The 24557-nt window shown below is 47.9% G+C and carries 24 protein-coding genes; 9 read left to right on the top strand and 15 right to left on the bottom strand.

The features are described from left to right. Window positions 1-17 precede the first annotated feature (17 nt). On the top strand, window positions 18-488 hold the full coding sequence (gene coaD, locus JTN23_RS11345; protein WP_247234942.1) for a pantetheine-phosphate adenylyltransferase: 471 nt from the start codon (window positions 18-20) through the stop codon (window positions 486-488). On the opposite strand, the gene JTN23_RS11350 is transcribed toward coaD, so the two are convergent. The 3 genes from JTN23_RS11350 to JTN23_RS11360 form a co-directional block, all read right to left on the bottom strand. Beyond that, complete coding sequence (locus JTN23_RS11350) at window positions 485-892, bottom strand: DUF983 domain-containing protein (protein WP_247234943.1); 408 nt, start codon at window positions 890-892, stop codon at window positions 485-487. The genes coaD and JTN23_RS11350 overlap by 4 nt on opposite strands. Window positions 893-956: 64 nt before the next feature. Continuing rightward, window positions 957-1265 carry a thioredoxin gene (gene trxA, locus JTN23_RS11355; RefSeq protein WP_247234944.1) on the bottom strand — a complete coding sequence of 103 codons (309 nt, stop codon included), beginning with the start codon at window positions 1263-1265 and terminating at the stop codon, window positions 957-959. A 92-nt stretch (window positions 1266-1357) separates the two neighbouring features. Further along, window positions 1358-2050, bottom strand: a complete 693-nt coding sequence (locus tag JTN23_RS11360; RefSeq protein WP_247234945.1) for an NUDIX hydrolase — start codon at window positions 2048-2050, stop codon at window positions 1358-1360. A gap of 99 nt (window positions 2051-2149) precedes the next feature. Between JTN23_RS11360 and JTN23_RS11365 the strand changes: the two genes are divergently transcribed. Both JTN23_RS11365 and pyrE read left to right on the top strand, forming a co-directional pair. Further along, on the top strand, window positions 2150-3454 hold the full coding sequence (locus tag JTN23_RS11365; protein ID WP_262918507.1) for a hemolysin family protein: 1305 nt from the start codon (window positions 2150-2152) through the stop codon (window positions 3452-3454). Further along, a complete protein-coding gene (gene pyrE, locus JTN23_RS11370) occupies window positions 3454-4107 on the top strand; it encodes an orotate phosphoribosyltransferase (protein ID WP_247234946.1) in 654 nt (217 codons plus the stop codon). Before JTN23_RS11365 ends, pyrE begins: the two co-directional genes overlap by 1 nt. Window positions 4108-4192: 85 nt before the next feature. On the opposite strand, the gene JTN23_RS11375 is transcribed toward pyrE, so the two are convergent. Further along, entirely contained in the window at window positions 4193-5215 is a 1023-nt protein-coding gene (locus tag JTN23_RS11375) for an aldo/keto reductase (RefSeq protein WP_262918508.1), read from the bottom strand. A gap of 163 nt (window positions 5216-5378) precedes the next feature. Here JTN23_RS11375 and ppk1 point away from each other — a divergent pair, with 163 nt between their 5' ends. Both ppk1 and JTN23_RS11385 read left to right on the top strand, forming a co-directional pair. Then, window positions 5379-7520 carry a polyphosphate kinase 1 gene (gene ppk1, locus JTN23_RS11380; RefSeq protein ID WP_247234948.1) on the top strand — a complete coding sequence of 714 codons (2142 nt, stop codon included), beginning with the start codon at window positions 5379-5381 and terminating at the stop codon, window positions 7518-7520. Window positions 7521-7540: 20 nt separating this feature from the next. Then, window positions 7541-8278: an SOS response-associated peptidase gene (locus JTN23_RS11385; RefSeq protein WP_247234949.1), complete on the top strand. Its 738-nt coding sequence runs from the start codon at window positions 7541-7543 to the stop codon at window positions 8276-8278. Window positions 8279-8349: 71 nt separating this feature from the next. Here the strand turns inward: JTN23_RS11385 and JTN23_RS11390 are convergent, their stop codons facing one another. Beyond that, window positions 8350-9276, bottom strand: a complete 927-nt coding sequence (locus JTN23_RS11390) for an ROK family protein (RefSeq protein ID WP_247234950.1) — start codon at window positions 9274-9276, stop codon at window positions 8350-8352. Between the two features lie 118 nt (window positions 9277-9394). On the opposite strand from JTN23_RS11390, the gene JTN23_RS11395 reads away from it, so the two are divergent. Next, window positions 9395-9862 (top strand): redoxin domain-containing protein, encoded by a 468-nt coding sequence (locus JTN23_RS11395; protein ID WP_247234951.1) that lies wholly within the window; start codon window positions 9395-9397, stop codon window positions 9860-9862. A gap of 169 nt (window positions 9863-10031) precedes the next feature. Further along, window positions 10032-10625, top strand: a complete 594-nt coding sequence (locus JTN23_RS11400) for a TetR/AcrR family transcriptional regulator (RefSeq protein WP_247234952.1) — start codon at window positions 10032-10034, stop codon at window positions 10623-10625. A 38-nt stretch (window positions 10626-10663) separates the two neighbouring features. On the opposite strand, the gene epsC is transcribed toward JTN23_RS11400, so the two are convergent. Then, window positions 10664-11488, bottom strand: coding sequence for a serine O-acetyltransferase EpsC (gene epsC, locus JTN23_RS11405; RefSeq protein ID WP_247234953.1), 825 nt, complete (start codon window positions 11486-11488; stop codon window positions 10664-10666). 433 nt (window positions 11489-11921) lie between these two features. Between epsC and JTN23_RS11410 the strand changes: the two genes are divergently transcribed. Then, window positions 11922-12821 (top strand): alpha/beta fold hydrolase, encoded by a 900-nt coding sequence (locus JTN23_RS11410; protein ID WP_247234954.1) that lies wholly within the window; start codon window positions 11922-11924, stop codon window positions 12819-12821. Window positions 12822-12979: 158 nt separating this feature from the next. Here the strand turns inward: JTN23_RS11410 and JTN23_RS11415 are convergent, their stop codons facing one another. From JTN23_RS11415 to JTN23_RS11445, 7 genes are all read right to left on the bottom strand, one after another. Next, a complete protein-coding gene (locus JTN23_RS11415) occupies window positions 12980-14188 on the bottom strand; it encodes a glycosyltransferase family 4 protein (protein WP_247234955.1) in 1209 nt (402 codons plus the stop codon). A 147-nt stretch (window positions 14189-14335) separates the two neighbouring features. Then, on the bottom strand, window positions 14336-15082 hold the full coding sequence (locus JTN23_RS11420; RefSeq protein ID WP_247234956.1) for a glycosyltransferase family 2 protein: 747 nt from the start codon (window positions 15080-15082) through the stop codon (window positions 14336-14338). Further along, window positions 15079-15645, bottom strand: coding sequence for a WcaF family extracellular polysaccharide biosynthesis acetyltransferase (locus JTN23_RS11425; protein ID WP_247234957.1), 567 nt, complete (start codon window positions 15643-15645; stop codon window positions 15079-15081). Before JTN23_RS11425 ends, JTN23_RS11420 begins: the two co-directional genes overlap by 4 nt. Continuing rightward, on the bottom strand, window positions 15602-16528 hold the full coding sequence (locus JTN23_RS11430; protein ID WP_247234958.1) for a glycosyltransferase family 2 protein: 927 nt from the start codon (window positions 16526-16528) through the stop codon (window positions 15602-15604). Before JTN23_RS11430 ends, JTN23_RS11425 begins: the two co-directional genes overlap by 44 nt. Window positions 16529-16564: 36 nt before the next feature. Further along, a complete protein-coding gene (locus JTN23_RS11435) occupies window positions 16565-17716 on the bottom strand; it encodes a glycosyltransferase (RefSeq protein WP_247234959.1) in 1152 nt (383 codons plus the stop codon). A 6-nt stretch (window positions 17717-17722) separates the two neighbouring features. Further along, window positions 17723-18880, bottom strand: coding sequence for a glycosyltransferase family 4 protein (locus JTN23_RS11440; RefSeq protein ID WP_247234960.1), 1158 nt, complete (start codon window positions 18878-18880; stop codon window positions 17723-17725). After that, window positions 18880-19803 carry a hypothetical protein gene (locus JTN23_RS11445; protein WP_247234961.1) on the bottom strand — a complete coding sequence of 308 codons (924 nt, stop codon included), beginning with the start codon at window positions 19801-19803 and terminating at the stop codon, window positions 18880-18882. The genes JTN23_RS11440 and JTN23_RS11445 overlap by 1 nt, the downstream gene beginning before the upstream one ends. A 148-nt stretch (window positions 19804-19951) precedes the next feature. Between JTN23_RS11445 and JTN23_RS11450 the strand changes: the two genes are divergently transcribed. Next, on the top strand, window positions 19952-21649 hold the full coding sequence (locus JTN23_RS11450) for a hypothetical protein (protein ID WP_247234962.1): 1698 nt from the start codon (window positions 19952-19954) through the stop codon (window positions 21647-21649). Window positions 21650-21712: 63 nt separating this feature from the next. Here JTN23_RS11450 and JTN23_RS11455 read toward each other — a convergent pair whose 3' ends face one another. After that, window positions 21713-23014: a hypothetical protein gene (locus JTN23_RS11455; protein ID WP_247234963.1), complete on the bottom strand. Its 1302-nt coding sequence runs from the start codon at window positions 23012-23014 to the stop codon at window positions 21713-21715. Between the two features lie 42 nt (window positions 23015-23056). Then, complete coding sequence (locus JTN23_RS11460) at window positions 23057-24397, bottom strand: hypothetical protein (protein ID WP_247234964.1); 1341 nt, start codon at window positions 24395-24397, stop codon at window positions 23057-23059. Window positions 24398-24557 lie beyond the last annotated feature (160 nt).

A 24557-nucleotide genomic window follows, 5' to 3' on the forward strand; every position in this document is an offset into this window, starting at 1 on the left:
CCGCTTTTGCCTATCCCATGAAGAAAATTGCTTTGTTCCCCGGTTCCTTTGATCCTTTTACCAAAGGACATGAAGATATCGTTCTGAGAGGATTGAATATATTCGACGAGGTAGTGATTGGGATAGGGAAAAACGCCAACAAGAAGCGCTACTTCCCGCTGGAGACGATGAAGGAACTCATAGAAGGTACATTTTCTAATCGTGAAAATGTCAAAGTCATTACATATGAGGACCTGACGGCTCGGATAGCGCGGGAAGTAGGAGCTAAGTTTCTGTTGAGGGGGCTCAGAAACACCACCGATTTTGAATACGAAAACGGTATATCACAGGTGAACCGGTATGTATACGAAGAAATAGAAACGGTATTTCTGATCACCTCCCCGCAGCTAGCTCCCATCAGCTCGAGCATTATTCGAGACCTGCACCGGTACGGGCAGAACGTGGACGATTTTCTGCCCTATAACCTGCCTAAACCCAGTATCGTCTAGGCTACTTCCGGCTTTCTTTGCCGGGCCTGCTGAGCCCTCTGCCGGTTGTATCGCACGAATATATTGATCCAGATCAGGCGAGCGGTGCGGAAAGATACCGGCAGAAGGAAAACGAACGCTGGTAGAAGTACGTAGAGAACCGAAAGTACATCACATCCAAGTAGCACCACAAACAGCACAAACGTCACGACAGTCAGCGCCGTGGATAAAGCGTAGCTGATGTACATGGAGCCGATATAAAAGCCGGGCTCTCGTACGAAGTTTTCGTCGCAGCAGGGACAGCGGTCATGAAGCTTGTCAAAGTTTTTGAGATCATACGGGTTGCGAATTTGAAAGAAGTCGCCCTCATGGCACCGGGGACACTTGTTGGCCAGGATGCTGTAGATCTTTGTTCCTTTGAGCATGTCGTGACTATGTTACAGATAGAGGTAGGGTAGTACTGATCAGATCACTAAGAACCGTCACTCGTTACTGGGCAGTAGCTGTGACCTTCTGTATGACCTGGTTGAGCTGCCGGGCATCCATGTATCCTGACTGTCTCCACTTGATCTGACCCTTCTGGAATATCATCAGGGTAGGTACGCCTTGTATGCGGTACTGAGCGGCTGCTTTGGGATTCTTGTCTACGTCTACTTTAAGTATACGTATCTTATCCCCCCATTGCTTCGAGAGATTCTCGAGTACCGGCTTCATCATCTTACAGGGACCGCACCATTCCGCAAAAAAATCAACCAGCACGGGCTGATCGGATTCTATTATTTCTTTAAAGTTTGCCATATCGATCGTTGTTTATCATCATTGGTACTTCTACCAGATAAACAACGAAAAGGAGCCTTTTGTGCACTTAGGCCCGTAAAAGAGTAGTACTACTACAGGCGCTCGGTGACGTTCTGCATCTTCTGCAGGCACTCTACCACATAACGTATCGAACTGTACGAGTTGATTAGTACGGACTGGGCCTCCCGCGGAGAAAGCCATTCCAGTTTCTCGATATCTTCTTCTGCCTGTGGTGCCAGTCTGGTATCGTCGGTGCAGTCCAGCAGGTACCATTTGGTCCGCTTCAGGATGCGGCTGTTATTGAAGGTATAGGTATGCCAGGTGGTACAGATTCGCTCCCGCAGTACGGCCTTTACGCCGGTTTCCTCCTCAATTTCCCGGATGGCGGCATCCCGTGACTTTTCACCCTTGTCGAGCTTTCCCTTGGGTAGGTCCCACTTCTTGCGGCGGTACATGAGCAGCCACTTGTCTTTCTTCACAACTACTCCTCCGGCGGCCTTGATAACCTTATAAAGGCCTTTGATCTTTTCGACTACCGCGGTTTTATCGCTCGTGGCTATCGTGATGGAGAGCAGTTCCTTCGGTGGCTCTGTCTGCAGCATTTCGATGATCTGTAAAGCCACTGAGCTGGTCGTGTTGAGCAGCAGTACGTGGCCGGTCAGGTACACCGAGCGCAGCTTAGTGAGGCGGATATCAATGATATGGTCAAAATGGGAGGTATCAGATTGAGTAAGTTCGTTGGTACGAACAATGGTAACCGGACGGTCGTCAAAAAATATAATCATGTACAATGCAGGGGTTGCGGTTGACAAAATTAAGTAAAGAGTTTATTTTAGACAGTAAGTATTATTGATAAATTTGTACCCACATCAATCCATGATTACTTGGAACTAATCATCATACTAGTATTGGTGCTCCTCAATGGCGTGTTTTCAATGTCGGAGATTGCACTGGTATCTTCCCGGAAGTCCCGCCTTGAGGCATATCTGCGTAATGGCAACAAGAAAGCCAAAGCCGCTCTTGACTTAGCCAACTCCCCCAATCGTTTTCTTTCTACTGTTCAGATTGGTATAACACTGATCGGTATCCTGACCGGTGTGTACAGCGGGGACAAACTCACTTCGGACCTGGAGGCCTCGCTGGCTGCCATACCGCTGATTAGTCCATACAGCCACCCGATCGCCGTAACGCTGGTCGTGCTGCTGATCACGTACCTGTCACTGGTACTGGGCGAGCTGGTACCCAAACGCATCGGAATGGCCAATCCTGAGGTCATAGCCATGAACCTGGCCAAGCCGATGAACATCCTTTCCAAGATTACCATGCCGTTCATTGCCTTGCTGAGCTTTTCGAACGACCTGATCATCCGGATCCTGAATATCAAGCCCAGCGAGAGTTCGGTGACGGAAGAGGAGATCAAGAGCCTGATCCAGGAAGGTACTACCGGAGGGGTATTCGAAGAGATAGAGCAGGAGATCGTACATAACGTGTTTCAGCTGGGCGACCGAAAGGTGACCTCCCTGATGACCAACCGGCAGGAGATCGTGTGGCTCGACATCGAGGATAGTGTAGAAGTGAACAAAGCCAAGGTATACGAAACTAAGCACGCCATATACCTCCTGTGCCGCGAAACGGTTGATGATGTGCTGGGACTGATCTACATTAAAGATCTTATCGGTGATAACATTGACGAAAATCTGGCTAATCTGAACGCCATCAAGCGTGAGCCTCTGTTCCTGCCCGAAAACAACCGGGCGTATCAGGCCCTGGAGCGGTTCAAAGACCAGCGGGTATACTTTGGTATTATTGTAGATGAATACGGCGGAGTAAAGGGCGTAGTGACGATGTACGATATCATGGACGTGCTGGTGGGGGATATATCCGAAGCCGATGAGTTCGAAGCCGAAATTACCCAGCGTGAGGATGGCAGCTACCTCATTGATGCGCAGCTTGCCTTCGACGACTTCCTGCACTACTTTGATATTACGCTGCCGGAGTCGGAGCGGAAGGAGCTGGTAGGATTTAATACTTTGGGAGGCTTTGTGCTGCATGTCCTGGAGGATATTCCGGTAACGGGAGAGAAGTTCAGCTGGAAACAGTTCGGCTTTGAGGTGGTTGATATGGATAAAAGCCGTATTGATAAGCTTTTGGTAACAGTAAATAAAGACGCAGATACCGACGACTACTAATGATTGAAACACAAGAAACTACAGCCCGGAAAGTGGCTGAGATGCTTCTGGAAGCCAAAGCCATTAAACTAAGCCCTGATCAGCCTTTTCAGTGGAGCTCCGGCTGGATGTCACCTATTTATTGTGATAACCGGGTGGCCCTTTCGTACCCTGACATTCGTACCTATATCAAAGAAGCACTGGCCAATCTGGTACGTGAACACTACCCTAATGCCGAAGCCATTGCCGGCGTAGCTACGGCCGGTATAGCGCAGGGAGCTCTGGTAGCTGATCTGCTGGATCTGCCCTTTGCCTACGTTAGGCCTGAGCCCAAAAAGCACGGTATGGGCAATCAGATAGAAGGCCGCCTGGAAAGGGGACAAAAGGTAGTACTGATGGAAGATTTGATCTCTACGGGTGGTAGTTCGCTGAAAGTGGTAGATGCCCTGCGTCAGGAGGGGGTAGAAGTAGTAGGTATGATCGCCATATTTACCTACGGATTTGATACCGCAGTGGCTAATTTTCAGGACAAAGGCGTGTCGTATAAAGTACTTAGTACCTACAACCACCTGATCAATGCCGCGCTGGAAAAGCAGTACGTTACCGAAGATCAGCTGCTCAACCTCTCTGACTGGCGGAAAGCCCCGGATACCTGGGGACGTGTAGCTGGTTAAAGTAGAATCCTATATAAGTAGTTAAATAGCAACAAAAGCCTGAGCATCAAGCTCAGGCTTTTGTTATCAGGTACATGTATGATTATTACTTCCTGTGGTTATCCAGGCTGTAGTACATGCTGCCAAAGGCATTCTCCTTCACTCCGTCGGAGCTGAGGAAGTCATGGGGGAAGCCCATCTCGATCTTGCTTACTTCATTTAGCTTTTGCATGTGCTCATCTGGTAGCTGGAACGACAGACAGCCCAGTGAGTCGTTGAGCTGGGTAGTGGTGCGGGCACCAATAATCGGGACCATCACCTGATCGCGCTGGCGGGTCCAGTTGATGGCTACCTGAGCCGGAGTTACGCCCAGTTCGGTGGCAATATCTACGACGGACTGCGCAATCACCATACTCTGCTCGCTCCGGCGCGCGCTGCCTTCGGTGATACGGCCGGTTTCGCCTTTCAGGTACTTTCCGGTCAGTACACCGCCTCCAATGGCTCCCCAGGGAGTCACCGCCAGATCCAGCGCTTTAGCCATCGGTAGCAGGTCACGCTCCGGCGTCCGTTGAATGAGTGAATATTCAATCTGCAGGGCTACGAAGGGATTCCATCCCCGGAAGTCGGCGATTGTATTGGCTTGAGATACGATCCAGGCCGGCGTATCCGAAATACCTATGTAGTGCACCAGCCCCTGGCTGATCAGATCATCCAAGCCCCGCATGACTTCCTCGACGGGCGTTGTAAAATCCCACATATGTACCCACAGCAGGTCCAGATAAGAGGTCTTGAGTCGCTTGAGGCTTTCCTGAACCGAGCGGACCAGGTTTTTGCGGTGGTTGCCCGCGAAGTTAAGGTCGTTGTTGCGGTCTTTGAGGGTGTACTTGGTGGCCAGTACCCAGTGGTCGCGGTCGGCTTCAATAAAATCCCCCAGAAAACGCTCCGAAGTACCTCCCGTATAGAAGTTAGCGGTGTCAATAAAATTACCTCCGGCGTTACCGAATGCTTCAAACATCTTGAGGGATTCCTCCTGATCGGCCCCCCAGCCCCATTCGGTACCGAAAGTCATCGTTCCCAGGCATAGTTCCGATACTTTTAATCCAGAACGCCCAAGTAGCTTATATCTCATAAGAAGTAAAAAGAGTAGATTGGAAATAGCGATTACTCCACAGTTAACAGATCAACCCCTGAAGTAGTTTGCGAATTTTTTTTACGTTCGTCAAGTTAAGTTGCCTTAGCCGCCAATTGTGGTTATATTGGATGAAATTTCCGTTAAAGTTTTGGCCTAACCCATGATCGACGTATCCCATCCATACTTTGATAATAACCTTAGCTGGCTTTCCTACAACTACCGGCTGCTGCTTGAGGCCAAAGACGATACCGTACCCGCCCGTGAGCGGCTGCGATTTCTGGCCATTTACTCCTACCATATCGATGAATTTTTTCGGGTGCGCATACCCAGCTTACTCGCTATGCGGGAGGTGAGTGCCGATATACTCGAAAAATTGAATCTGTATCCGGAGCCACTGCTTGAGCACATCAACGAAACGGTCGAAAATCAGCTAAGTGAGTTTGGAGATGTACTGGCCTCCATGGTAGTACCTGACCTGAGGCAGCATGGGGTACACCTGTATTTCAAGGAGAACTTCAGTCCCGAACATCAGGAGTACGTTCGTAAATATTTTGTCGATAAAGTTTACCGGTACATTCAGCCAGTATTCCTGAATGGCCGCCGGAGCTCCAAGATTACCCTTTTTGAGCCCAACCACCTGTACTTTGTGCTCAGGCTGGTAAGGCGGAGCGAGCCTAGTGAAGTATGGTATGCCTACGTCAATATCCCCTCCAAGCAACTGGGGCGCTTTGTAGAGCTACCCGATCAGGACGGGGCCAAGCAGGTAGCGTTTCTGGACGATATTGTCCGCTTCAATCTGCCGGATCTGTTTCCGGGCTACGAGGTCCTTGACTGCTTTGCCGTCCGGACGGAGCGGGATACGGAGCTGTCTTTTGAAGATGATTACCCACCGGCCATTGCTCAGAAAATAGCTAAACAGCTGGAAAAGCGTAATTTTATTCAGCCTCATCAGTTCTTCTATGAGATGGGCATGCCCCTCGAAATGAAGGAGTACCTGGCCGCCCGCGTAGGGCTGATGATGTCCGAATTTCACGAGCGTGGTCGGTACCTGTACTACCAGGACCTGGCTACCTTCCCGACTATATTCAAGAAGCTGGATTATCCGGCTCAGAAGGCCGTTAGTCACGTTGAATTGCGACGGGGCGAATCGGTATTCGAAACGCTCCAGCGTAATGATCAGATGCTGCACTTGCCCTACCACTCATATGATCCGGTCGTGCGGTTTTTTAGTGAGGCCGCGGTAGATCCCTACGTGAGGGAGATTTTTGTTTCGTTGTACAAAATAAGCGCAAACTCGTTTATCGTCAACTCCCTGATTAGTGCGGCCCGCAACGGTAAGCGGGTAGTGACGTTCGTGGAGCTGAACGCGAAGTTTGATATTCAGGAAAGTCTGCAGTGGGCCCGCAAGATGAAGGAGGCCGGGGTGAAGATTATATTCAGTATGCCCGGACTGAAGGTACATGCCAAGATAGCGCTGGTGAAGCGTAAGGTCAAGAAAGGGTGGGAGCGATACGCGTACCTGGGTACCGGGGGATTCTACCGCCTAACTTCCCGCGAATTTGTGGATCACGCGCTCCTGACCAGCCACCGCGACATTACCAATGAACTGGAGCTGCTGTTTGGCTACCTGAGTACCCGTGAAGAGCCCAAGAAATACAAGTACCTGCCCTTTAACTACCTGCAGGTTTCGCAGTTTAACGGTATTAAAAAGATCGTTGAACTCATAGATCGTGAAATAGCTAATAGCAAAGCCGGACTAAAGGCAGCCATTACCATCAAGCTCAACCAGCTACAGGACCAGATGCTGATAGGAAAGCTGTACCAGGCGGGCAGGGCAGGGGTAGAGGTCAATATCATCGTCAGCGATTGCTGTTGCCTGATCCCCGAGCTACCAACGATCAGTGACAATATCACTGTTATACGGCTGGTGGACCGGTACCTGGAGAACACCCGCATTCTCCATTTCTTTAACCGGGGCAAAGATGAGATTTTCCTTTCGAGCGGTGACTGGACCTACCGTAACCTACACCGGCGCATTGACGTGACGTACCCTCTCCTGGATGAGTACCTCAAGTCGCAGATAAAGCAGGTACTTAAAAACTACCTGACTGATAACCAGAAAGCAGTGCGGCTGGATACCTACCAGCACAATGTACAGCTTACAAGTGAGGGTACCGGTACCAAAGTACGGGCGCAGGAAGCCAACTATCGCCTCACCGAGCGCCTGGAACACCGTACCCCTAGTCTTTTTCCGGAGGTAAGCACCGGAAAGGCAGTGGCTACCGTACCGGAAAATGTATAGCGACTAAAACCCGCAAGGCCATGTGTTACCATAACTCCTTAGATGCTACAGTCGAAGAACTGGCCAAACGATACAAGGCTGAGGTAGCAGGTCTAACAGACTACCAGCCAGCCTACCATACCAGTGGATTTGAGTTTGGTAAGTGGCCGGTCCTGACATCGGCCCGACCCGATCAGTTACAGTACCTGCGGTGGGGGCTCCTGCCGCACTGGGTCAAGGATGCTACCAAAGCGCGCCAGCTCCAGAGCAGTACCCTGAATGCCCGTTGTGAGTCACTTCACGAAAAGCCGGCTTACCGGGAGTCGTACCGGAAGGCCAGACGCTGCCTCATTCCCTCCACCGGATTTTTTGAGTGGCAGAAGGTGGGGAAGAAGAAGTACCCCTATTACGTATCGCTGACCAGCACCAGGATATTCTCGATGGCGGGGCTTTGGGATGAGTGGACAGACCAGGAAACAGGAGAGGTTATACAGACCTATACCATGATTACTATTCCGGCTAATCCGCTTATGGCTCGTATTCATAATACCAAAGAGCGAATGCCGGCCATACTGACACCCGAAAACGAAAGTAAGTGGCTGAACCCGGATACAAGCGACGAAGAGCTTAAAGAGGTGCTACTGCCTATATCGGACACTGTCATGCAGGCTTACACTGTTAGTCCGCTGGTAACGTCACATACTGCTGATAGTAACACAAGGGCTGTGATCCAACCGTATTCCTATCCGGAGCTTACCCATCAGCAATCGTTGTTTTAAATAGATGTACCTCATCAAAAAGGGCAGAAAGCTTCGTGCTTCCTGCCCTTTTTGATGAGGTTAACGCTGTACTATTTGAAAGTAAGCATCGCCGCACCAAACACTCCGGCTGAGTCACCCAGCTTGGGTCGCAGGATGGGAGTTTCGAAGCTATGGTTAAAGACGTACTTCGCTGCCCGTTTGGGGCCTTCGGTATAGAGTAGATCAATGTTACCTACGCCACCACCCAATATAATTGCATCGGGATCCAGCACATTTACTATCACAGTAATGGCCTGTCCAAAGTACTCCAATAAACGCTCAATAGTCTCGGTAGCATGGGGATCGTTGCCTTCGTGGTATCTTTCTACGATCTGGGGGAGTTTGAGCGCTGTACCGCTCTTTTCCTGGTAGTAACGCTGTAAGGCCGGTCCCGATAGTACTTGTTCAACACAGCCGCGCTTGCCGCAGTAGCAGTCGTAGCCGTCCGGCTCAAGTATATTATGTCCCCATTCGCCACCAATCCCCTGCATCCCGTTCAGCACGAAGGGCTGGCCATCGTTGCCACGGAGTACAATACCTCCCCCGACGCCCGTACCCATGATCACCCCAAATACCGATCTGAAATTAGGAGCCACGTCTTTTACGCCTCCCATCAGCGCTTCGGCCAGGGCAAAGCAGTTGGCGTCGTTGGCAATGGCTATCGGCATGCCCAGTTTGGCCTCAAGGTCTTTATGCATGGGCATCCCGTTGAGGGAGGTAGTGTTGCAGCCCTTCATTGTCTGGCGACCGGGATCCACCGTACCGGGAGTACCAATGCCCAGCAGGTCAGGTTGGTAGCCTGTTTCGGCTTTCATGATGTCTACCAGCGTAGCAATACGCCCCATGATATGTTCATACCCTTTATGAGATTCGGTGTCAATGCGGTGACGGAATACAACCGCATCGGGCGATGGACTTGATAGTATTACACCTTCTACTTTGGTACCCCCCAAGTCAATTCCCCAGTAAGTTTGCATATGTGTAGTAGTTCAAAAAATAAAACGAATCTAATCATGAAGAAACCATAGCCGGGTAGGGCTGGTTCTTGCATATAAACATACGAATCATACCCAAAACACAAAAATCATTTCTATAATGGCACTCAAAAAGGGCGAAAAGGCCCCTTCCTTCAGACTTTACAATACAGACAGAAAAGAAATAACCCTGGAAGATTTCCGGGGCAAAAACCTGATCATTCATTTCTTCCCTCTGGCATTTACCGGTACCTGTACCACCCAGCTTTGTACCATGCGGGACAATCTTTCGATTTATCAGAACCTGAATGCAGAGGTAATAGGTATCTCGGTTGACTCTCCCTTTGCCCTGGCGCGATTCAAAGCTGATCAAAACTATAACTTTGATTTACTGTCAGATTTCAACCGGGAGGCATCCCAGGCTTACGGGGCTTATTATGAAGAATTCGTATTAGGTCTTAAGGGAATATCCAAACGGGCGGCCTTTGTAGTAGATAAAGAAGGAGTAGTACAATATGTAGAAATTTTAGACAATGCCGGAGAACTTCCGAATTTCGGTGCTCTTAAGGATACATTAGAAGCTATATAGCTAATATGTAGATGGTTAGCAGGCAGGTGGGCTCCTTTACATGAGCTTATCAGTGTTAGACGCAGCAAAATAGCTTGAAAATAAAGGTTAACAGCGTTTGGAAAGCCCACCTGATTTTTTATATTTGAAAGCAATTACTCTAATCCATCAAAAATACGAGAATTGCTGAATGGGAATCATCGAACGCCGCGAACGCCTTAAAAAACAGGTACGTTCTGACATTGTTAAGACGGCAAAAGAAATTGCCCGTGAGGATGGCTGGCAAGCTGTCTCCATCCGAAAGATCGCCGATGTTATTGAGTACAGCCCCCCAATCCTTTATGAGTATTTTGAGAGTAAAGACAAATTACTCGAAACGATACGTGCCGAAGGTTTTGCCGCGCTACGGGATGAATTTGAACGGATTAAGCATGTGTATCGTCAGCCTGAGAAACAACTGGCTGAAATCGCCCAGTGTATCTGGAATTTTTCGGTAGAGCAGCCTGAAGTATTTCAGGTAATGTTCAATCTGGAAGGGGCCTACTGCCAGTCCAAGCAGGTGTACATTCAGGAAATGAACATTATCAAGAACCCTGTGTGGGAGATGATCGCGACGCTTCGGCCCAAGTCCGGAGAAATGGTAACCAAGACGTATTACGAGTGGTGGTGCCTGACGTATGGTTTTATTAGTATCACAATGACAACACAGCCGCGCCATGCGATACCTCACGCTGAACCCATCTATATGGAAGGTGTAAGGCGATTTATTCGCAGCGTAATGTAATAAAGAAAAAGGGACGCCTCCGCGTCCCTTTTTCTTTATTAAGCTATCTGTTGTTTTACTTCTACTTTGCTCTGGTGGTATACCTGTGAGTATGGCGGTACGCTCTTGGTAAGCCAGGCATTACCACCTATCACTGAGTCATGCCCGACTATGGTATTACCACCCAGGATGGTGGCATTGGCGTACACCACTACATTATCTTCAATCGTAGGATGGCGCTTGTGTGAGGCCAGTGATTTGGCTACGTAAGTAGCCCCCAGCGTCACCCCCTGGTATATCTTCACATTGTTTCCTATGTGGGTAGTTTCTCCAATAACTACACCCGTACCATGGTCTATAAAGAAAGACTTACCGATGGTAGCACCCGGGTGAATATCAATACCGGTTTGGCCGTGGGCAAATTCAGTCAGCATACGCGGCAACAAGGGTACCCCGCAGGACATGAGCAGGTGAGCAATCCGGTAAGATGCGATGGCCATGAAGCCCGGATAAATAGCAATGACCTCTTCAATACCTACCGAAGCAGGGTCATTATCCGTAATAGCCTGAGCATCCATCATCAGCAGATCGTACGTGTCCGGTAGCTGTGAATAAAAGTCTTCAACGATTTCCTCCCGTTTGCGCTCAAGCTGGGGTTCCAGGGGTTTGAGAAGGCAATCAAGCTGCTTCTGTAACTCCGTATAGGCTACAGGTAGTCGGGCTGAATTATAAGACTCCTTACAATCCTGGCAGATTGGGAAAAGAAAGTTGATCAAACGCTGTAAAAAATGACCGCAATCGTGCCGGGAAGGCAATCGGTAGCGGTATTTTTGATTCTGATCGGCTAATCGCTGAAAGAAAATCTCTTGCTGTTCAATAGTCATCGGGTGGTGCTGTGTAATGATACTAACCAAGTCAGCTACTGTTTTTTTTGTTAAACAAAGATAGCTGCGAAAAGATTGTTTAAAGCTACTACTTTATCAGGCATTCCCACAATTTTCGAAGCCCCCTCACTATTTCCTGAATCTTGTGGAAGTGCATTGTCCAGAAACTGTACCAAAATTTACCCACGTGCCTCAATTCGTGGACTTTCTAAAGTTGATTTTGTACTCTTCACTCAGTCGAAACGTACCGTTCACGAAAAGAGAACCTATCTGAAACAACAGCAATGGGTTGAATTATAGCTAATTGGTCTTTTTTTATTGATCAGAAGGTATGAATATTTAACATATGACGTTAAGTATTTGTAAGCCAGCCTACTTATCTATATATTGTTGTTGATTGCGAATAGTATGTGCTTATAAAACCTAAACCTGTATGAAGTTTATTAAGTCTCTTTCATTATACATCCTGTTACTCTTCGTTCCAGTATTTTTTACATCCTGCTTTTCGAAGTACCGAACAACCGCCAGGGAAGTAAGGAGGCACTATGCCAATAAAGAAGTAAAGCCTACGGTAAAATGTATAGAGAATGATACCATATGTGTACAGGTAGCAACCGTAGGAGCCGATACATTGCCGATGTTGTTGCTGATACACGGTGCTCCCGGGGCGTGGTGGGGATACATGAACCTGCTGGATGACCCCGATCTTCAGAAGCGCTTCCATATTGTGTCAGTTGACCGGCTGGGCTATGGCAAGTCCAGGTGGAAAAAGCAAAGACATGTCACATCTATTGAGATGCATGCCCGTAGTCTGCTGCCGGTGCTGAAGCTTAATAAATCCAAGGAAAAGGTAATAGTACTCGGGCGGTCATATGGCGCCCCTATTGCGGCACACCTGACTGTATTGGCTTCGGAGGAAGTAAAGCAGTTGATCATGGTGGCGCCCGTCATTGATCCGGATCGGGAACGCTTCTACTGGTTTTCGAAGTGGGGAAACAATCGACTTGTACAGCTTTTTCTGCCCCGCGAATTCAACGCAGCTACTGCTGAGAAGTACTCGCATGCGGCTGAGCTGAGACGGATGGTACCCATCTGGCAAAACCTTACGGTACCTACTACCGTCATTCAGGGGGGCAATGATTGGATTGCTGATCCGGCCAATATTGAATTTGCCAAGAAGCATATACCCAGTACCCAAGCTCAATATATATTTCTACCCAAGGCAGGTCATATGATCACGCACTCCCACAAGGATATGATCAAGGAAATGATCCTGAAATCCAGCATGTACGTGGATCGAAACATTACCGTTGATTTTGCATCGGGTAGATAATACTTATAGCCCTACAAGCAGAAAAGCCAGGTCAAAGTACCTGGCTTTTTGTATTCTGAGGTAATGGTATCTTTTTTTACTCTTGAGCTTTTACTTACTACCTTGATGGCTGTTCATTAAATGAGCTTAAGGAGTACTAAAGGCTGCTCCTGTGTATCTTACAGATCCTTCAATATCTTCTTTGTCATTGAGATATTCTGATCAGAGAAAGATGCCGTTTGTACCAACTTCTTTTTCTCCCTTTGTTCAGTCGCTCTTTTCTTAAGCACATAGGCCACTCCCATGTAGACGAAGAAAAGGCCAATGTAGATGTACAGGGATACTGTATTAGAGTAGTCGCCGTGAAACAGGAAAAAAAGTGTAGTATTGATGATGGTAACCATCCAGAGTGAAAATGAAGCCTGGAAGTGGGTAAGTCCATTATCAATGAGTATGTGGTGCATGTGGTTGCGGTCAGCCACAAAGGGTGAGCCTCCCTTTACGATGCGTACGATAAAGACCCGGAGCGTATCGAAAATAGGTACAATGAGCATTACCATCACTACGATGGGAGCATTGAAGAAGGCATTGGGGTCATTGCGGTAGCTGATATTGAGGCGCAGGAAAGCAATGGCAAAAAAGGATAGTAAGAACCCAATGACCAGTGAGCCGGTATCGCCCATGAATATTTTACTGGTCTTTGAGAAGTTGAACCGTAAAAAGCCTAGCAGTGAACCTGACATCGAGAACGCCAAACATGCAAAGGTATAGTGCTGGTTGAGCAGGAACCAAAAGCCTAATCCCATACCCGCAATCAGACTTATTCCTCCGGCGAGGCCATCAATACCGTCGATAAGGTTGATGGAGTTAATAAGGGCTATAAATATAAAGATAGTCAGAGGTACACTGGCCCAGTCGGGTATGTAGTACCAGCCAAATATGCCGTACAGATAATCAACTTTGAAGTCGCCCATCACGACCAGCGTCAGGGAGGCACAGATCTGGACCAGGAGCTTCTTGGTAGAGTCCAGCGCCAGAATATCATCTTTCAGGCCCAGGAAAAACAGGATCGTAAGACCCACCATGGAGAGGTTGGTCAGGTTAGAATCTTTGATTTCGGCAGCGTGAGGCCACAAAAAAAACGCGATCAGGGTAGAAGCATACAAAGCAATACCTCCCAATGTAGGAGTATCGGTATGGTGGGAACTTCTGAAACCTGGCTTGGCGGTAAGATTGAGCAGGGCCGAAAGGTTGATGATAATGGGTATGGATACAATGGAAAGGAAGCAGGCAATCAGGAAAGATAATGCGCACTGGTAAACCTCATGGTCAAGTAGGCTTACCGAAAACCCTCCAAATAATGTATCTGCTAGTATGATATGATTCATGGCCGAACGGATGTGGTGCTATGCTTGAGCATAGTTATAGAAAACGTATTTCTATACAAGCTCAAATATCGTACTTTTTGTGTGTATAATTGATAAAATTCCTCCTTATGATCTAAAAAGTTAGTGAACGGTTGCGACAACATCCTGTTATTTATTTACGAACTGCATGACTTTCCGGATTGGTTTCAGCCAAAGCGTAAAGAAATAAGGCTTCAGCTCATTAACCACCCAGGCTTTCCGGTCACTTTTATTGGCTTTGATACGATTCAGAATACTCTGGTTGCTTACGCCTCCTATTCGCATCTTTATCATAACTCGCGGGATATAGCTAAGGTTTGCCTGTTGTTTATGAATCATTCGTAACATCAATTCATAATCGGCGGCGCTGCCCATATCCAACCGAAAGCTACCGTACTTCTGGTACCACTCTTTTCTCAAAAAGAAGGTAGGATGAGGTGGCATCCAGCCCCAGCTAAACATATTTTTCCTGTACTTGCCGGATATCCACCTTCTCCTGATTTGAGTCAGGGTGGGATCCACGTACACCAGGTCACCATAGGCCCCGTCGGAACCTTCACGACTAATGGCCGCCACTACATCCGAAACAGCACTATCATACGCATAGAGATCATCGGCATTCAGGATACCTATCAGGTCACCGGTGGCATAGCTGATGCCTTTGTTCATGGCATCGTATATACCTTTATCGCGCTCCGAAACTACCTTTGCAATTTTTGAGCCATACGAACGAATAATATCTACTGTTGTATCCGAAGAACCGCCGTCTATTAGTATGTATTCAATATGGGGGTAGTCCTGCCGGAGTACCGACTCAATACTATCCCGGATGGTCTTTTCGCCATTATATACTACGGTGATTATAGATACCTTCACTTTTTGAATACTCTGGTTTTTATAAATTCGGCTGGATTGCCACGATAAATGCTATACGCTTTCAAATCTTTGGTAGCTACTGAGTTGACGGCCAGTACCGCATGCGAATGAACAGTTACACCCGGAGCGACAACTGACTTGGCTCCAATCCAGGCACCATCTTCCAGAACGATGGGTCTGGTAATCAGGTCAAAGGTGGTACTTGTGAAGTCGTGGTTGCCGGTAAGTAACATGGCTCCCTGCGATAAGCATACATTTTTACCCAGCCTGACATCAGTTAGATTATCAATCCACACGTGTTCGCCAATCCAGACATAATCTTCAATCGTCAGAAACCAAGGGTACTTGATATTGACTTTGGGCTTGATGGTCACGTGATGACCAATGCGAGCCCCAAATAACCTAAGTACCAGCGCTTTCAGCGACATGGGGATCGGGAGATAAGTATTGATAAACACCCGACCGCATATATACCACAGGAGTCGCTTGATACCACCACCGGGCTGGTACCAGCTGTTATCATACTTTGACAGATCTGTTCGCGGCGCGAAGGTCTTTTCCATATTCTGTCATAAAGTGAGCAATAATATCTTCTTTGTTTCTGCCGGCTCGCTGGTATACCTCGTACACCTTGGCGTCGACCAGGAAGCGGTACCAGAATCCCTGCAGAAAGTGCCAGATGATGCCTTTCTTCCCGTCGAGGAAGCCTAATTTTATAAAGTACCTGAACAAAAAGTACATGACCGGCCGGGTGAACAGCGGGAGGGAGGCATATTTTACCTTAAGATACCGCTTGCGTTGTTCCTGGGTACCCCAGAACGCCGGCGTAACGGTCTCCTTTTCATCAAAGTTATACTTAATGTTCAGCAAGTCAATGACCTCCCGTATTGCATAATTGTTATGCTTTTGGGTCCACCAGGTCAGGTTGTTCAGGTTATGATCCACCAGGTCGTGATCCAGGTTCAGGGTTTGACCCTGGGTCAGTTTGATGTGTTCATCCATCCACAACTCTTCGCAGATCCCCTGTCCGTTTCGCCAGACCCGCAGGAGCCAGGTAGGGTAGTAGCCCCCGTTTTTGATCCACTTGTTCATAAAAAACACTCTTCGCTTAACGTACAGGCCGGAGACGTCGGCGGGAAGGCTGCCAAGCTTCTGATTTAGTTCGCTGGCCAGCTCGGGAGTGATGTACTCATCGGCATCCATGCGCATGAGCCACTGGGTCCGGAATGGGTTCTGCTGAATGCCGTAGTTGAACTGAAACGCATACGAAACCCACGGATTCTGCACGACTACCGCCCCCAGCTGCGTAGCGAGCTGCACGGTGTTGTCAGTGGAGTAGGAGTCGACAATGAATATCTTATCGGTAACAGGAAGCAGACTCCGTATGCATCGCTCGATGTGCAGAGACTCGTTGTGGGTAAGAATTATTACCGATAAATCTACCATACCAGGTTCTTAGTTCGGGTGGGATTGGCTACAAAGTTATTGAGCCCTGCTTATTTTTACATACTCATCCAGTAATCGTTTTGCTACTACCTGGATGTCAAAGTTCTCTTTTACCATATTGAAGGCCTTTCCGGCAATCTCGGCGCAGTACGTACTATTTTGAAGGGTTTTGAACAGTCCCTGAGATACACCCTCTACTGTCAGCGGGGTAATGCAGGCTGAGTCGTACTGCCGGAGGTAGTCACCAAACCCGATACGATCCGAAACCAGAGTAGGTACGCCAGCCGTCATGGCTTCGAGTACAGCTATCGAAAATCCCTCGGAATAGGAGGGTAGCACAAACAGGTCCGCATCGGCCAGAGCGGCCTTCTTAACCTTATCCGTCAGCATACCTACCATCCTGATGGATGATTCCATTCCTTTTTCCCGGATAAAGGCCTCTGTTTTTTCCTGGTAGCCATCGTCGGGGCCCGCCAGGATCAGGATAGTGTCCTGGTGCTGGCGGTTGTATTCTTCAAATGCCGGAAGCAGCAGGTCCAGGCCCTTCTTGATGTTGAGCCGACCCATAAAGAGCAGCAGCTTCTTGTTGGCCGGTACTTTAAACTCGCTACGGAAGGTACCTTTGGTTGGAAGGTTTGTATAGTCAGCCATTTTCATCCCGTTGGGGACAATGACCATATTGCGCGGACGGTACCCCAGGTACTGAATTACATCCTCTTCTTCGTCCGTATTGTTGATCTGAATGAGATCAGCTTTGCCCAGTAGTTTTTTCTGGTAAAGAAAGGTCACCAGCTGTTTCTTCCACTGGCTATGGCGGATAGCCCACCGATCCAGCAGACCGTGGATGGTGATGACCTTGGGCACTTTGTTTTCGATCAGAAAAGGAGCCAAGCTTCCAAAATGCCAGATACCATGGATATGGATAACATCGTAGCGGTGGATGTTCTTTTTGAGGTAGTCGTACAGCTCTGTCGAAAACTCACGGTAAATCTTACTCAGGAACGGGGTGCGCTTACACTCAATAAGACGTGCCCCCTCGGGTACGGGATAAGACTTCTCACCGGGAGTCATCGGACTCAGGATATCTACCTGATGGCCGTATTTGAGTACCTCTGTTGTATGATCGTAGATAATTCGGGCAGGACCACCAATGGCCCAGGTATAAGCGCAAATATTCAGAATTCGCATAAAAGCCTACTTTGTTTCGGATAAGCTGCGGTAGGTGTTGACCATTTCGCGCGCTATTTTGGTAGATGAGAAGGGGGCAATAATAGCCCGGGATTGCTCACCCATGGGTTTAAGTTTATCGGGATTCTTGATATAGTACGACATGATTTCTTCCAGCTCTGCCTGATTAGTTGGGTCAAACTGATGTCCATTCACCCCCTGCTTCACCAGATCGTCGGCACAGCCGCATTTCTGGGAGACAATCACTGGCATCCCACATACCATCGCTTCATTGACTACCAATCCCCAGGGCTCCGACAAGCTGGGCAGTACCAACACAGTACTCTGCGCTAACCACTCGGGTACTTTGTGCCAGGGAAAACCACCGGTGAAAGTAACTCCGGAAACCTCATTTTGGTTAACGTATTCGGCTAAATTATTCTTTTCGGTACCGTCTCCTATGAACATCAGCCCCCAATCTACGGCCCCTGCCACCGTGTTTTTTACTTCCTTAAAAGCTTTAGTCAGCAGCAGCAGGTTCTTCTCGGGAGCAAGGCGCCCGACGTACACAAAGTGGTAGCGGGGCAGATTGGGTAGCATTGGACGTAGCTCCGTACCGCGCTGGTAGGCATTCAGGATAACCTGCTCGTCTATCACCGCCGCCTGCCTGACCGCAATTCGGGAGTCAGGTACTCCTAATGTCTTGAGGTACTCCGCCGAAGAGCTGCCAAAGCAGAAATAGGCATCGGCTGAGTTGACAATAAGAGCCTTCAGACGTTCTTTGATACCGGAGCGGGGCCGGTCCATGCTGGATGACTCCGACGATAGCACAATCTTTACGCCCTGTGCCTTGGCGTACAGCATCAGCAGGATCTGCGCCCAGTCAAAGTAGCCGGTAATGTTAAGTACCGTAGGCTTATAGGCGTGGTACGCCTTCATTAAACCTTTCAGACGATCCGCAAAACCCACCGAATCCAGACTGGTTTGGTACAACACCTCGTACGGGTACTCGTACCGGATGCTCTCGTCATCCTTCATTACGGCCCGGCTGGCCTCATGCAGGGCTATGTGCACTACTTTAAAGTCAGCTTTGGGGTGGTTGGCCCTCAGGTTGTTATAGATTTCGCTGAAAAGCTTGGATTTGTAGTGAGCCCACAGCTGATTATGTATAATAAGTACACGCATCAGTGAGAGGGGCTTAGGTGGCTAAGGAAAAGGGGATACAACTGATTGGCCAGGAATAGCTGTCCGCTGGAGTTGTAATGGACCAGATCGCCCCGGCGGTAGTACACTTTGGAAGCACCTACCTCTAATTCTTTGATCAGGCGAATCCCATTTTGCTGGGCAAACTGAATGATCTCCTGTCCCTGACTATTATAGTTACCCTGCTCAATCTCTAAGGTCTCAGGGTGCAGAAATATGAAGAAGGGTATTCCGTTCTGGCGTGCGATCTCGGCCAGCTCCATAAAGCCCGGATTAAATCCCTCGCCGTTTTTTACAATGCCGGTAGTCGGGCGGTCCTTCTCGGGTAGGGGAGCAAAGTTGGCACTGCCTTCTATGTATCTCAGCAGGTTCTTTAAATTTACCTTGCTTTCCCACATGTATTCAATCATCCACTCGTACCGTACCCATAGTTCCTGCAACGCCCAGTCAAATTGCTTGTCCGGCAAGTTGGGGTCTATGCCTACTACGGGCTCATGCCCCATAATATCATGGGCATCGTGGCTACTCGCTACCAGGCACATCAGATTCGCGTTGAAAAGGCCGTGCTTCCGTAGGTAGGCCGCAACATTATCAGGGCCCCATGATCCAGCCGAGATGTTAAGTACCCGCACGCGCCGGCCCAGCGTCTGGGTCAGCCGTTTTTCCAGCATAGTGGAGGCCAGGCTATCCTGATCGGTAAGACTACCGCCGTTTACGACTGAGTCGCCAACTAGAAGTATGACGGTGGTGTCAGACGGATTGACTGGATCATTGCGCATGGAGAAGCTGTTGGTACGGATAGTATTACCAAACCGTTCGATTTCCTGATTGGGAGCATAGATGTATTCATAATCAGGATTAGCTACGTACAAAGGCGCACTAAGAAAGCCATATTTGTAGCGCAAAACCAGTTCTGCCGCTACCACGGCAAGGATTAAAAAAATAATAATTCCTAAAACAATTTTACGCATCAAGCTTTTCTAATTTTGTGCCTTCAACACCGCAAATTTATAATTACTTTTGGTTTAAGTAGCCTGGCCTGAAACTTTCCCTATGTTAAATACAAAAAATACTCAATTACTGACCTTTCTTGTACTTTCCGCAATTTGGATTTATACCTTCTACGTCAGTGTTGTTTCTCCTCCCTTTTTTTCCTACTACACCGTTGATGAGAATTCTGTAGCTGATTCAGGCGTTTTTCTATGGTATGGCATTACGCCGCGCTGCCTCGACTGGCCTGCTACACCTACTGCCCTGATATTCTTTCTGATCTATGGTGTAGATGTACTTATCACCCTTTTAAGTAGCATTGGTACGTACGATAGTCTGATCGGAGTATTCGAAAAGTTTGATTTTGCCGCGTATCAGTACCTGATCAACCGCGAACCGTATATACTCATAGCCCGTACCATTCAGCTGGTAGTCATTGGGCTTTTTCTGTTTCTGACGGTGCGCTTTATTTACCGGCAAAACCACCCCCTGCTTACTCCGGTCGTTCAGGCCTGTCTCTCTATACTTATTGTTACTTCCTACGTAGTCTGGTTCAATGCGCCGGTCCTTCGTCCGGAGGCTATTTCGGGATGTATATTCCTGTATATATTAGTACAACTCGTTTTCTCCTCCCAGGTTACAGCGCATAGAGCCCGGGAGCTGTCCATACTCTTCGCTGTCGTAATAGCTGAACGGCTGCTGTTCCTGTTTGTTTCGCCGATTTTCTACCTGAGTTTATTCTTCCTGCTGCCAAAGCAGGAGCGCTGGCGGGTAACCCTCAATTCCATGGGTACTACTTTATTGGTCTTTGTAGCGCTCTGTCCGTTCCTACTAACTGACCCGCTAGTAGTTGCCAAATCGTTTGTGGGTGGGATCATCGCCAAGATGAACGATAAGCCCATGGAGACCTTATTCAATCAGGAATACATCGGGAGTTATTTTGATAACCCTACGAGCTATCTTATTATAATCCTGTCATCGCTGGGCACGTATGTACTGCTCAGGCAGAAGAAGATTCAGTACTGGGTAGTTGTTTTTAACTGGTTATTCTTTCTTTTTCTGGTACTGCGCTCGGCCAAGATATACGATACCCATGTGCTACCTGCCGGAGTCATAACGCTGGTGATGGCCGGATTGGGAGTAGGCTTTGTGTACCAGCAGAGCCGTAAGGCAGGAGGTGTGGTCAGCTTGGTACTGGTGCTGGTTATTGCAATTTCAAATCAGTGGCAATACTATACATTTCAGGAAGGAGGACATAAACGTATCAATGTGTTCTCGGCCTACGATTGGGTACAAACGTTACCAACCGACTCAAAGCTCCTGGTACCAATTGACTTTGAATTTTATCTCAAAAAATCGGGACAGGCCCTACTACGGAATCAGGAGCAGCGGAAAGATACTACCCTGATGGTCCGTAAGCTGAACTACCTGTTGGGCAATAAGGAGGGCAACGAAGTGAACAATGCGGGGCTAGCCGTGGTAGCTAAGTCGTTTGCCTTTGAAGATGAGGGACTCTATGACATCCAGTACCAGATATTGCTCCGCTACAGCGACCGCAAAGATGTGCCAAAATACGATTATGACGTGTATATGGATAATGTACTCCTGACCAGCCACAGCGTAGAGTGGGAGAAGAGTCTGCAGGACTTCAAAGCAGGCAAATACAAGTACCTGATTACTGATAGGGCAGTTGATGGGTACAGCCCGATCAAAGAGTTCAAAGGAGAAGAAGGCTCAGAAATGAGAGTGTACCAAAATTAAAGGGAGCTTTTACAGCTTCATGTACCTCGGTACTGATACGTAAGACAGAAATGAAAAAGGGGGTTAAGCAACAACCCCCTTTTTTAGTATCCATAGCTGGAAGGCTTTTCGGATCACAATGTAGTAGAACACAATACAGTACCCCAATACAAACAGACTGCTGAAAAAGGCATACTCGATGGTATCGTCAATGAAATGCTTGTAGGCCACCGGAAAGAGCATAAGAATACCAGCTATGCCGTAATACCAGCCAAGTATCATCCCCTCTTTCCTCCATCGCATAGCCATGTACACGATGAGAGGCTGCATAGCCATATTGTTACGGTCAAGCGAGCCGGTAAGAAGGGCCACACACAGGAACAGCAGCAGGATCGAAAGCAGGAAAATGTCCGCAGGGATCAGGTTTTTCAGGAAAGCTGCCAGCAGTATCACCGTGATCAGGCATAGAATGGTAGTACGGATAGTTTGCCAGTTCTCCGGAAACGTCCGGTAGAACACAATCCAGAGGGAAGAGTGGTTGGGGGCATTGTCTATATCGTACAGGATCCGCTCATTTATGATGCGGGCAAAGTCACTGGCATAAGGTAGGTAGATGACCAGAAACAGGCCAACCGTAGCCAGGGTGTATAGAATAGTCTTTCTGAGCCGATCAGCCGGGGTGAATAGCTCTTTGACCACCGTTTGCCATTCTCCGGTCTGCAGGAAGTGGTCCTTGCCCAGTACATAGTAAGCCAGACATATGGGCGCTACGAGGGCACCTATGGCCTTAAATCCAATGGAAAAAGATAGGAACAGACAGGCCCAGAAGAAGCGGCGGTGAATCGAAAACCATAGTGACAGCAGGATCAGCAGGACCTGAAAGCCCTTGTCTTCGGGAATAAAGGTACCATTGAGCAGGAGGGCGGGTGAAAGGCTGCTCACCAGTAGTACAAACACAATGGATAGAAGATTAATGGGCAGGCTCATCAACTGGAAAAAGAACAGGGTAGTGATGTACCCAATGCAGGAATCCAGAAAGGCGTAGGCATACCGGTAATAGTACACGTTACCATCAAAGAAAAAGTCCAGGAATCCGTTGAAAAGCAGGTTGAAGGGAAGGTTGTTGGCACTATGGTAATTCCAGATGTGCTGGTATGAACACAGCCAGAAGTTGTCGCCAATGGCATCCAGCCGTAGTTTCTCCCTCAATTCTACATTATCTTCAAAATCATACGGGTTGATGCCGTTGCTTATCATCTGGCCTCCATTGACCAGGCAGGATATATCTGCGAAGCTATTGGAACCGGGGGTGAAGTTAATGATTATAACACGAACGATGAAGCTTACCAGGAACACAAGTAAAGCAATCTGTTGAACTCGTTTCATGTACTAAAATAGGTAATGCTGGGTATAATGGTAAATTATAGATCAGGCGGTTGCCGTTGCCAACTTAGGTTGTTTGGGAGCTACATCCAGGTACTTTATACCCAGGAACCGCACCATCAGGATGAAAGAAAACCAGTAGGTAATGTCGTAGGGACGCCCACCCGTTGCCATCTGTGGTATGGTATAGACGTACAGGTAGGCCACAAACAGAGCGATACCCGTAGTTTGTCGCATCACCTCTCTGTAGGTGTATATAAACAGATAGAACAAGAAGCCATCAAAGAACAGGAAGCCTAGTATTCCGTGGTTGATAAGGGCTTCCAGGAAGGGTACATCCAGGAAGGTCGCCTTATATCCAAGACCCAGGAGCATGATTTCCAGGTTGCCCAGTGAGTTGAAAAACAGCTCAAAACTAGTAACACGTCCCATCGAAGAAGCATCAATGGTAGACTCAGCTTCTAGTTGTACGCCGGTAATAGTATAGTATACGTTGTAAAAACGAGCGAAGAGTACGTCACCATAATTCAGGATGATGGCGTAGATGTCGTAGTACTTGCTGAGGAAGTAATTAGCTACCAGTAGTATGATGATACCCACCAGGAGGGTCTTGAACGAAAAGAAATTATAGATGGTACTTCCGATTTTCTTGAGCGAGAAGTTGGCGTATACATAGAACATCACCATCAGGATCAGCGCCAGGAAGGTTGACTTAGTCTGGGTCAGAATGATAATGGCTACACTGAAAATAATCGAAATGTAGAACAGGGTTTTCAACAATATACTTCGGCTTTGCCAGATCAGTACTCCTGATGAAATAATACAGACAATGGCATTACGAGCGGCAGCATGCGGATTACCCCCCGACTGCGCATTCTCATTAGCAAAGGTGATCGCCGCTCTCATACCCAGGGTCCAGTTAGGATCGACCATGAGCGAGTAGATCAGGGAGAAGTTTGAAAGCAGAGACATGATATAGATAACAGGTATCAGAGTCTCTTTAACTGTATTAGGGATCTGAACAATCAGGATCAGGTAAGCAAAAATAAAGAAGTAGTTACCGAGCTCTGTTACCATGCCAGCCCCAGATGAACCAGGAAGCATGTAGTAAAAGAAAGCCAGCAACAAAAACATGACACTCAGGTTGAAGAGGACCGCATTGGGCCGGTATATGCGCAGAAAGAGGTTAGCGGGAAGCATAAACACCAATCCGAGCATCCAGAAAGCAGCTGTCCATGTACTTGAAGCAGGACCAATACCCAATGTATCACGAACAAAGAAAATAATCGGGAATCCATTGAATAGCATATAGATACCAATGGAATACCTAAGGTTATTAAAGTTTTTGAGTGGATTAAAAACGGCTAAGAATTGTGAAACATCCATGTTTTATCTTTTCAACCTTTTATTCTTTCGTAAAAGTAACAATACTGTAAGTGATAGTATACTTCTGATCCGATTACAAAGATACCTTTTTTAACTTACTGAGTGATAGTGACAGTAATTATTGTACTTTATTGTAGTACTGTAAGATACTGACTATCAG

Origin of the sequence: Telluribacter roseus (assembly GCF_017355915.2) — a bacterium.
In the GTDB taxonomy this organism is placed as follows: Bacteria; Bacteroidota; Bacteroidia; order Cytophagales; family Spirosomataceae; genus Telluribacter.

Excerpts from the sequence above, each read along its gene's own strand:
- JTN23_RS11410 (WP_247234954.1), top strand. The coding sequence starts at position 11,922 with ATGAAGTTTATTAAGTCTCTTTCATTATACATCCTGTTACTCTTCGTT.
- JTN23_RS11360 (WP_247234945.1), bottom strand. The coding sequence starts at position 2,050 with ATGATTATATTTTTTGACGACCGTCCGGTTACCATTGTTCGTACCAAC.
- JTN23_RS11415 (WP_247234955.1), bottom strand. The coding sequence starts at position 14,188 with ATGAATCATATCATACTAGCAGATACATTATTTGGAGGGTTTTCGGTA.
- pyrE (WP_247234946.1), top strand. The coding sequence starts at position 3,454 with ATGATTGAAACACAAGAAACTACAGCCCGGAAAGTGGCTGAGATGCTT.
- JTN23_RS11350 (WP_247234943.1), bottom strand. The coding sequence starts at position 892 with ATGCTCAAAGGAACAAAGATCTACAGCATCCTGGCCAACAAGTGTCCC.
- epsC (WP_247234953.1), bottom strand. The coding sequence starts at position 11,488 with ATGACTATTGAACAGCAAGAGATTTTCTTTCAGCGATTAGCCGATCAG.
- JTN23_RS11385 (WP_247234949.1), top strand. The coding sequence starts at position 7,541 with ATGTGTTACCATAACTCCTTAGATGCTACAGTCGAAGAACTGGCCAAA.
- trxA (WP_247234944.1), bottom strand. The coding sequence starts at position 1,265 with ATGGCAAACTTTAAAGAAATAATAGAATCCGATCAGCCCGTGCTGGTT.
- JTN23_RS11390 (WP_247234950.1), bottom strand. The coding sequence starts at position 9,276 with ATGCAAACTTACTGGGGAATTGACTTGGGGGGTACCAAAGTAGAAGGT.
- JTN23_RS11460 (WP_247234964.1), bottom strand. The coding sequence starts at position 24,397 with ATGGATGTTTCACAATTCTTAGCCGTTTTTAATCCACTCAAAAACTTT.
- JTN23_RS11435 (WP_247234959.1), bottom strand. The coding sequence starts at position 17,716 with ATGCGAATTCTGAATATTTGCGCTTATACCTGGGCCATTGGTGGTCCT.
- JTN23_RS11425 (WP_247234957.1), bottom strand. The coding sequence starts at position 15,645 with ATGGAAAAGACCTTCGCGCCGCGAACAGATCTGTCAAAGTATGATAAC.
- JTN23_RS11400 (WP_247234952.1), top strand. The coding sequence starts at position 10,032 with ATGGGAATCATCGAACGCCGCGAACGCCTTAAAAAACAGGTACGTTCT.
- ppk1 (WP_247234948.1), top strand. The coding sequence starts at position 5,379 with ATGATCGACGTATCCCATCCATACTTTGATAATAACCTTAGCTGGCTT.
- JTN23_RS11430 (WP_247234958.1), bottom strand. The coding sequence starts at position 16,528 with ATGGTAGATTTATCGGTAATAATTCTTACCCACAACGAGTCTCTGCAC.
- JTN23_RS11450 (WP_247234962.1), top strand. The coding sequence starts at position 19,952 with ATGTTAAATACAAAAAATACTCAATTACTGACCTTTCTTGTACTTTCC.
- JTN23_RS11395 (WP_247234951.1), top strand. The coding sequence starts at position 9,395 with ATGGCACTCAAAAAGGGCGAAAAGGCCCCTTCCTTCAGACTTTACAAT.
- JTN23_RS11440 (WP_247234960.1), bottom strand. The coding sequence starts at position 18,880 with ATGCGTGTACTTATTATACATAATCAGCTGTGGGCTCACTACAAATCC.
- JTN23_RS11455 (WP_247234963.1), bottom strand. The coding sequence starts at position 23,014 with ATGAAACGAGTTCAACAGATTGCTTTACTTGTGTTCCTGGTAAGCTTC.
- coaD (WP_247234942.1), top strand. The coding sequence starts at position 18 with ATGAAGAAAATTGCTTTGTTCCCCGGTTCCTTTGATCCTTTTACCAAA.
- JTN23_RS11375 (WP_262918508.1), bottom strand. The coding sequence starts at position 5,215 with ATGAGATATAAGCTACTTGGGCGTTCTGGATTAAAAGTATCGGAACTA.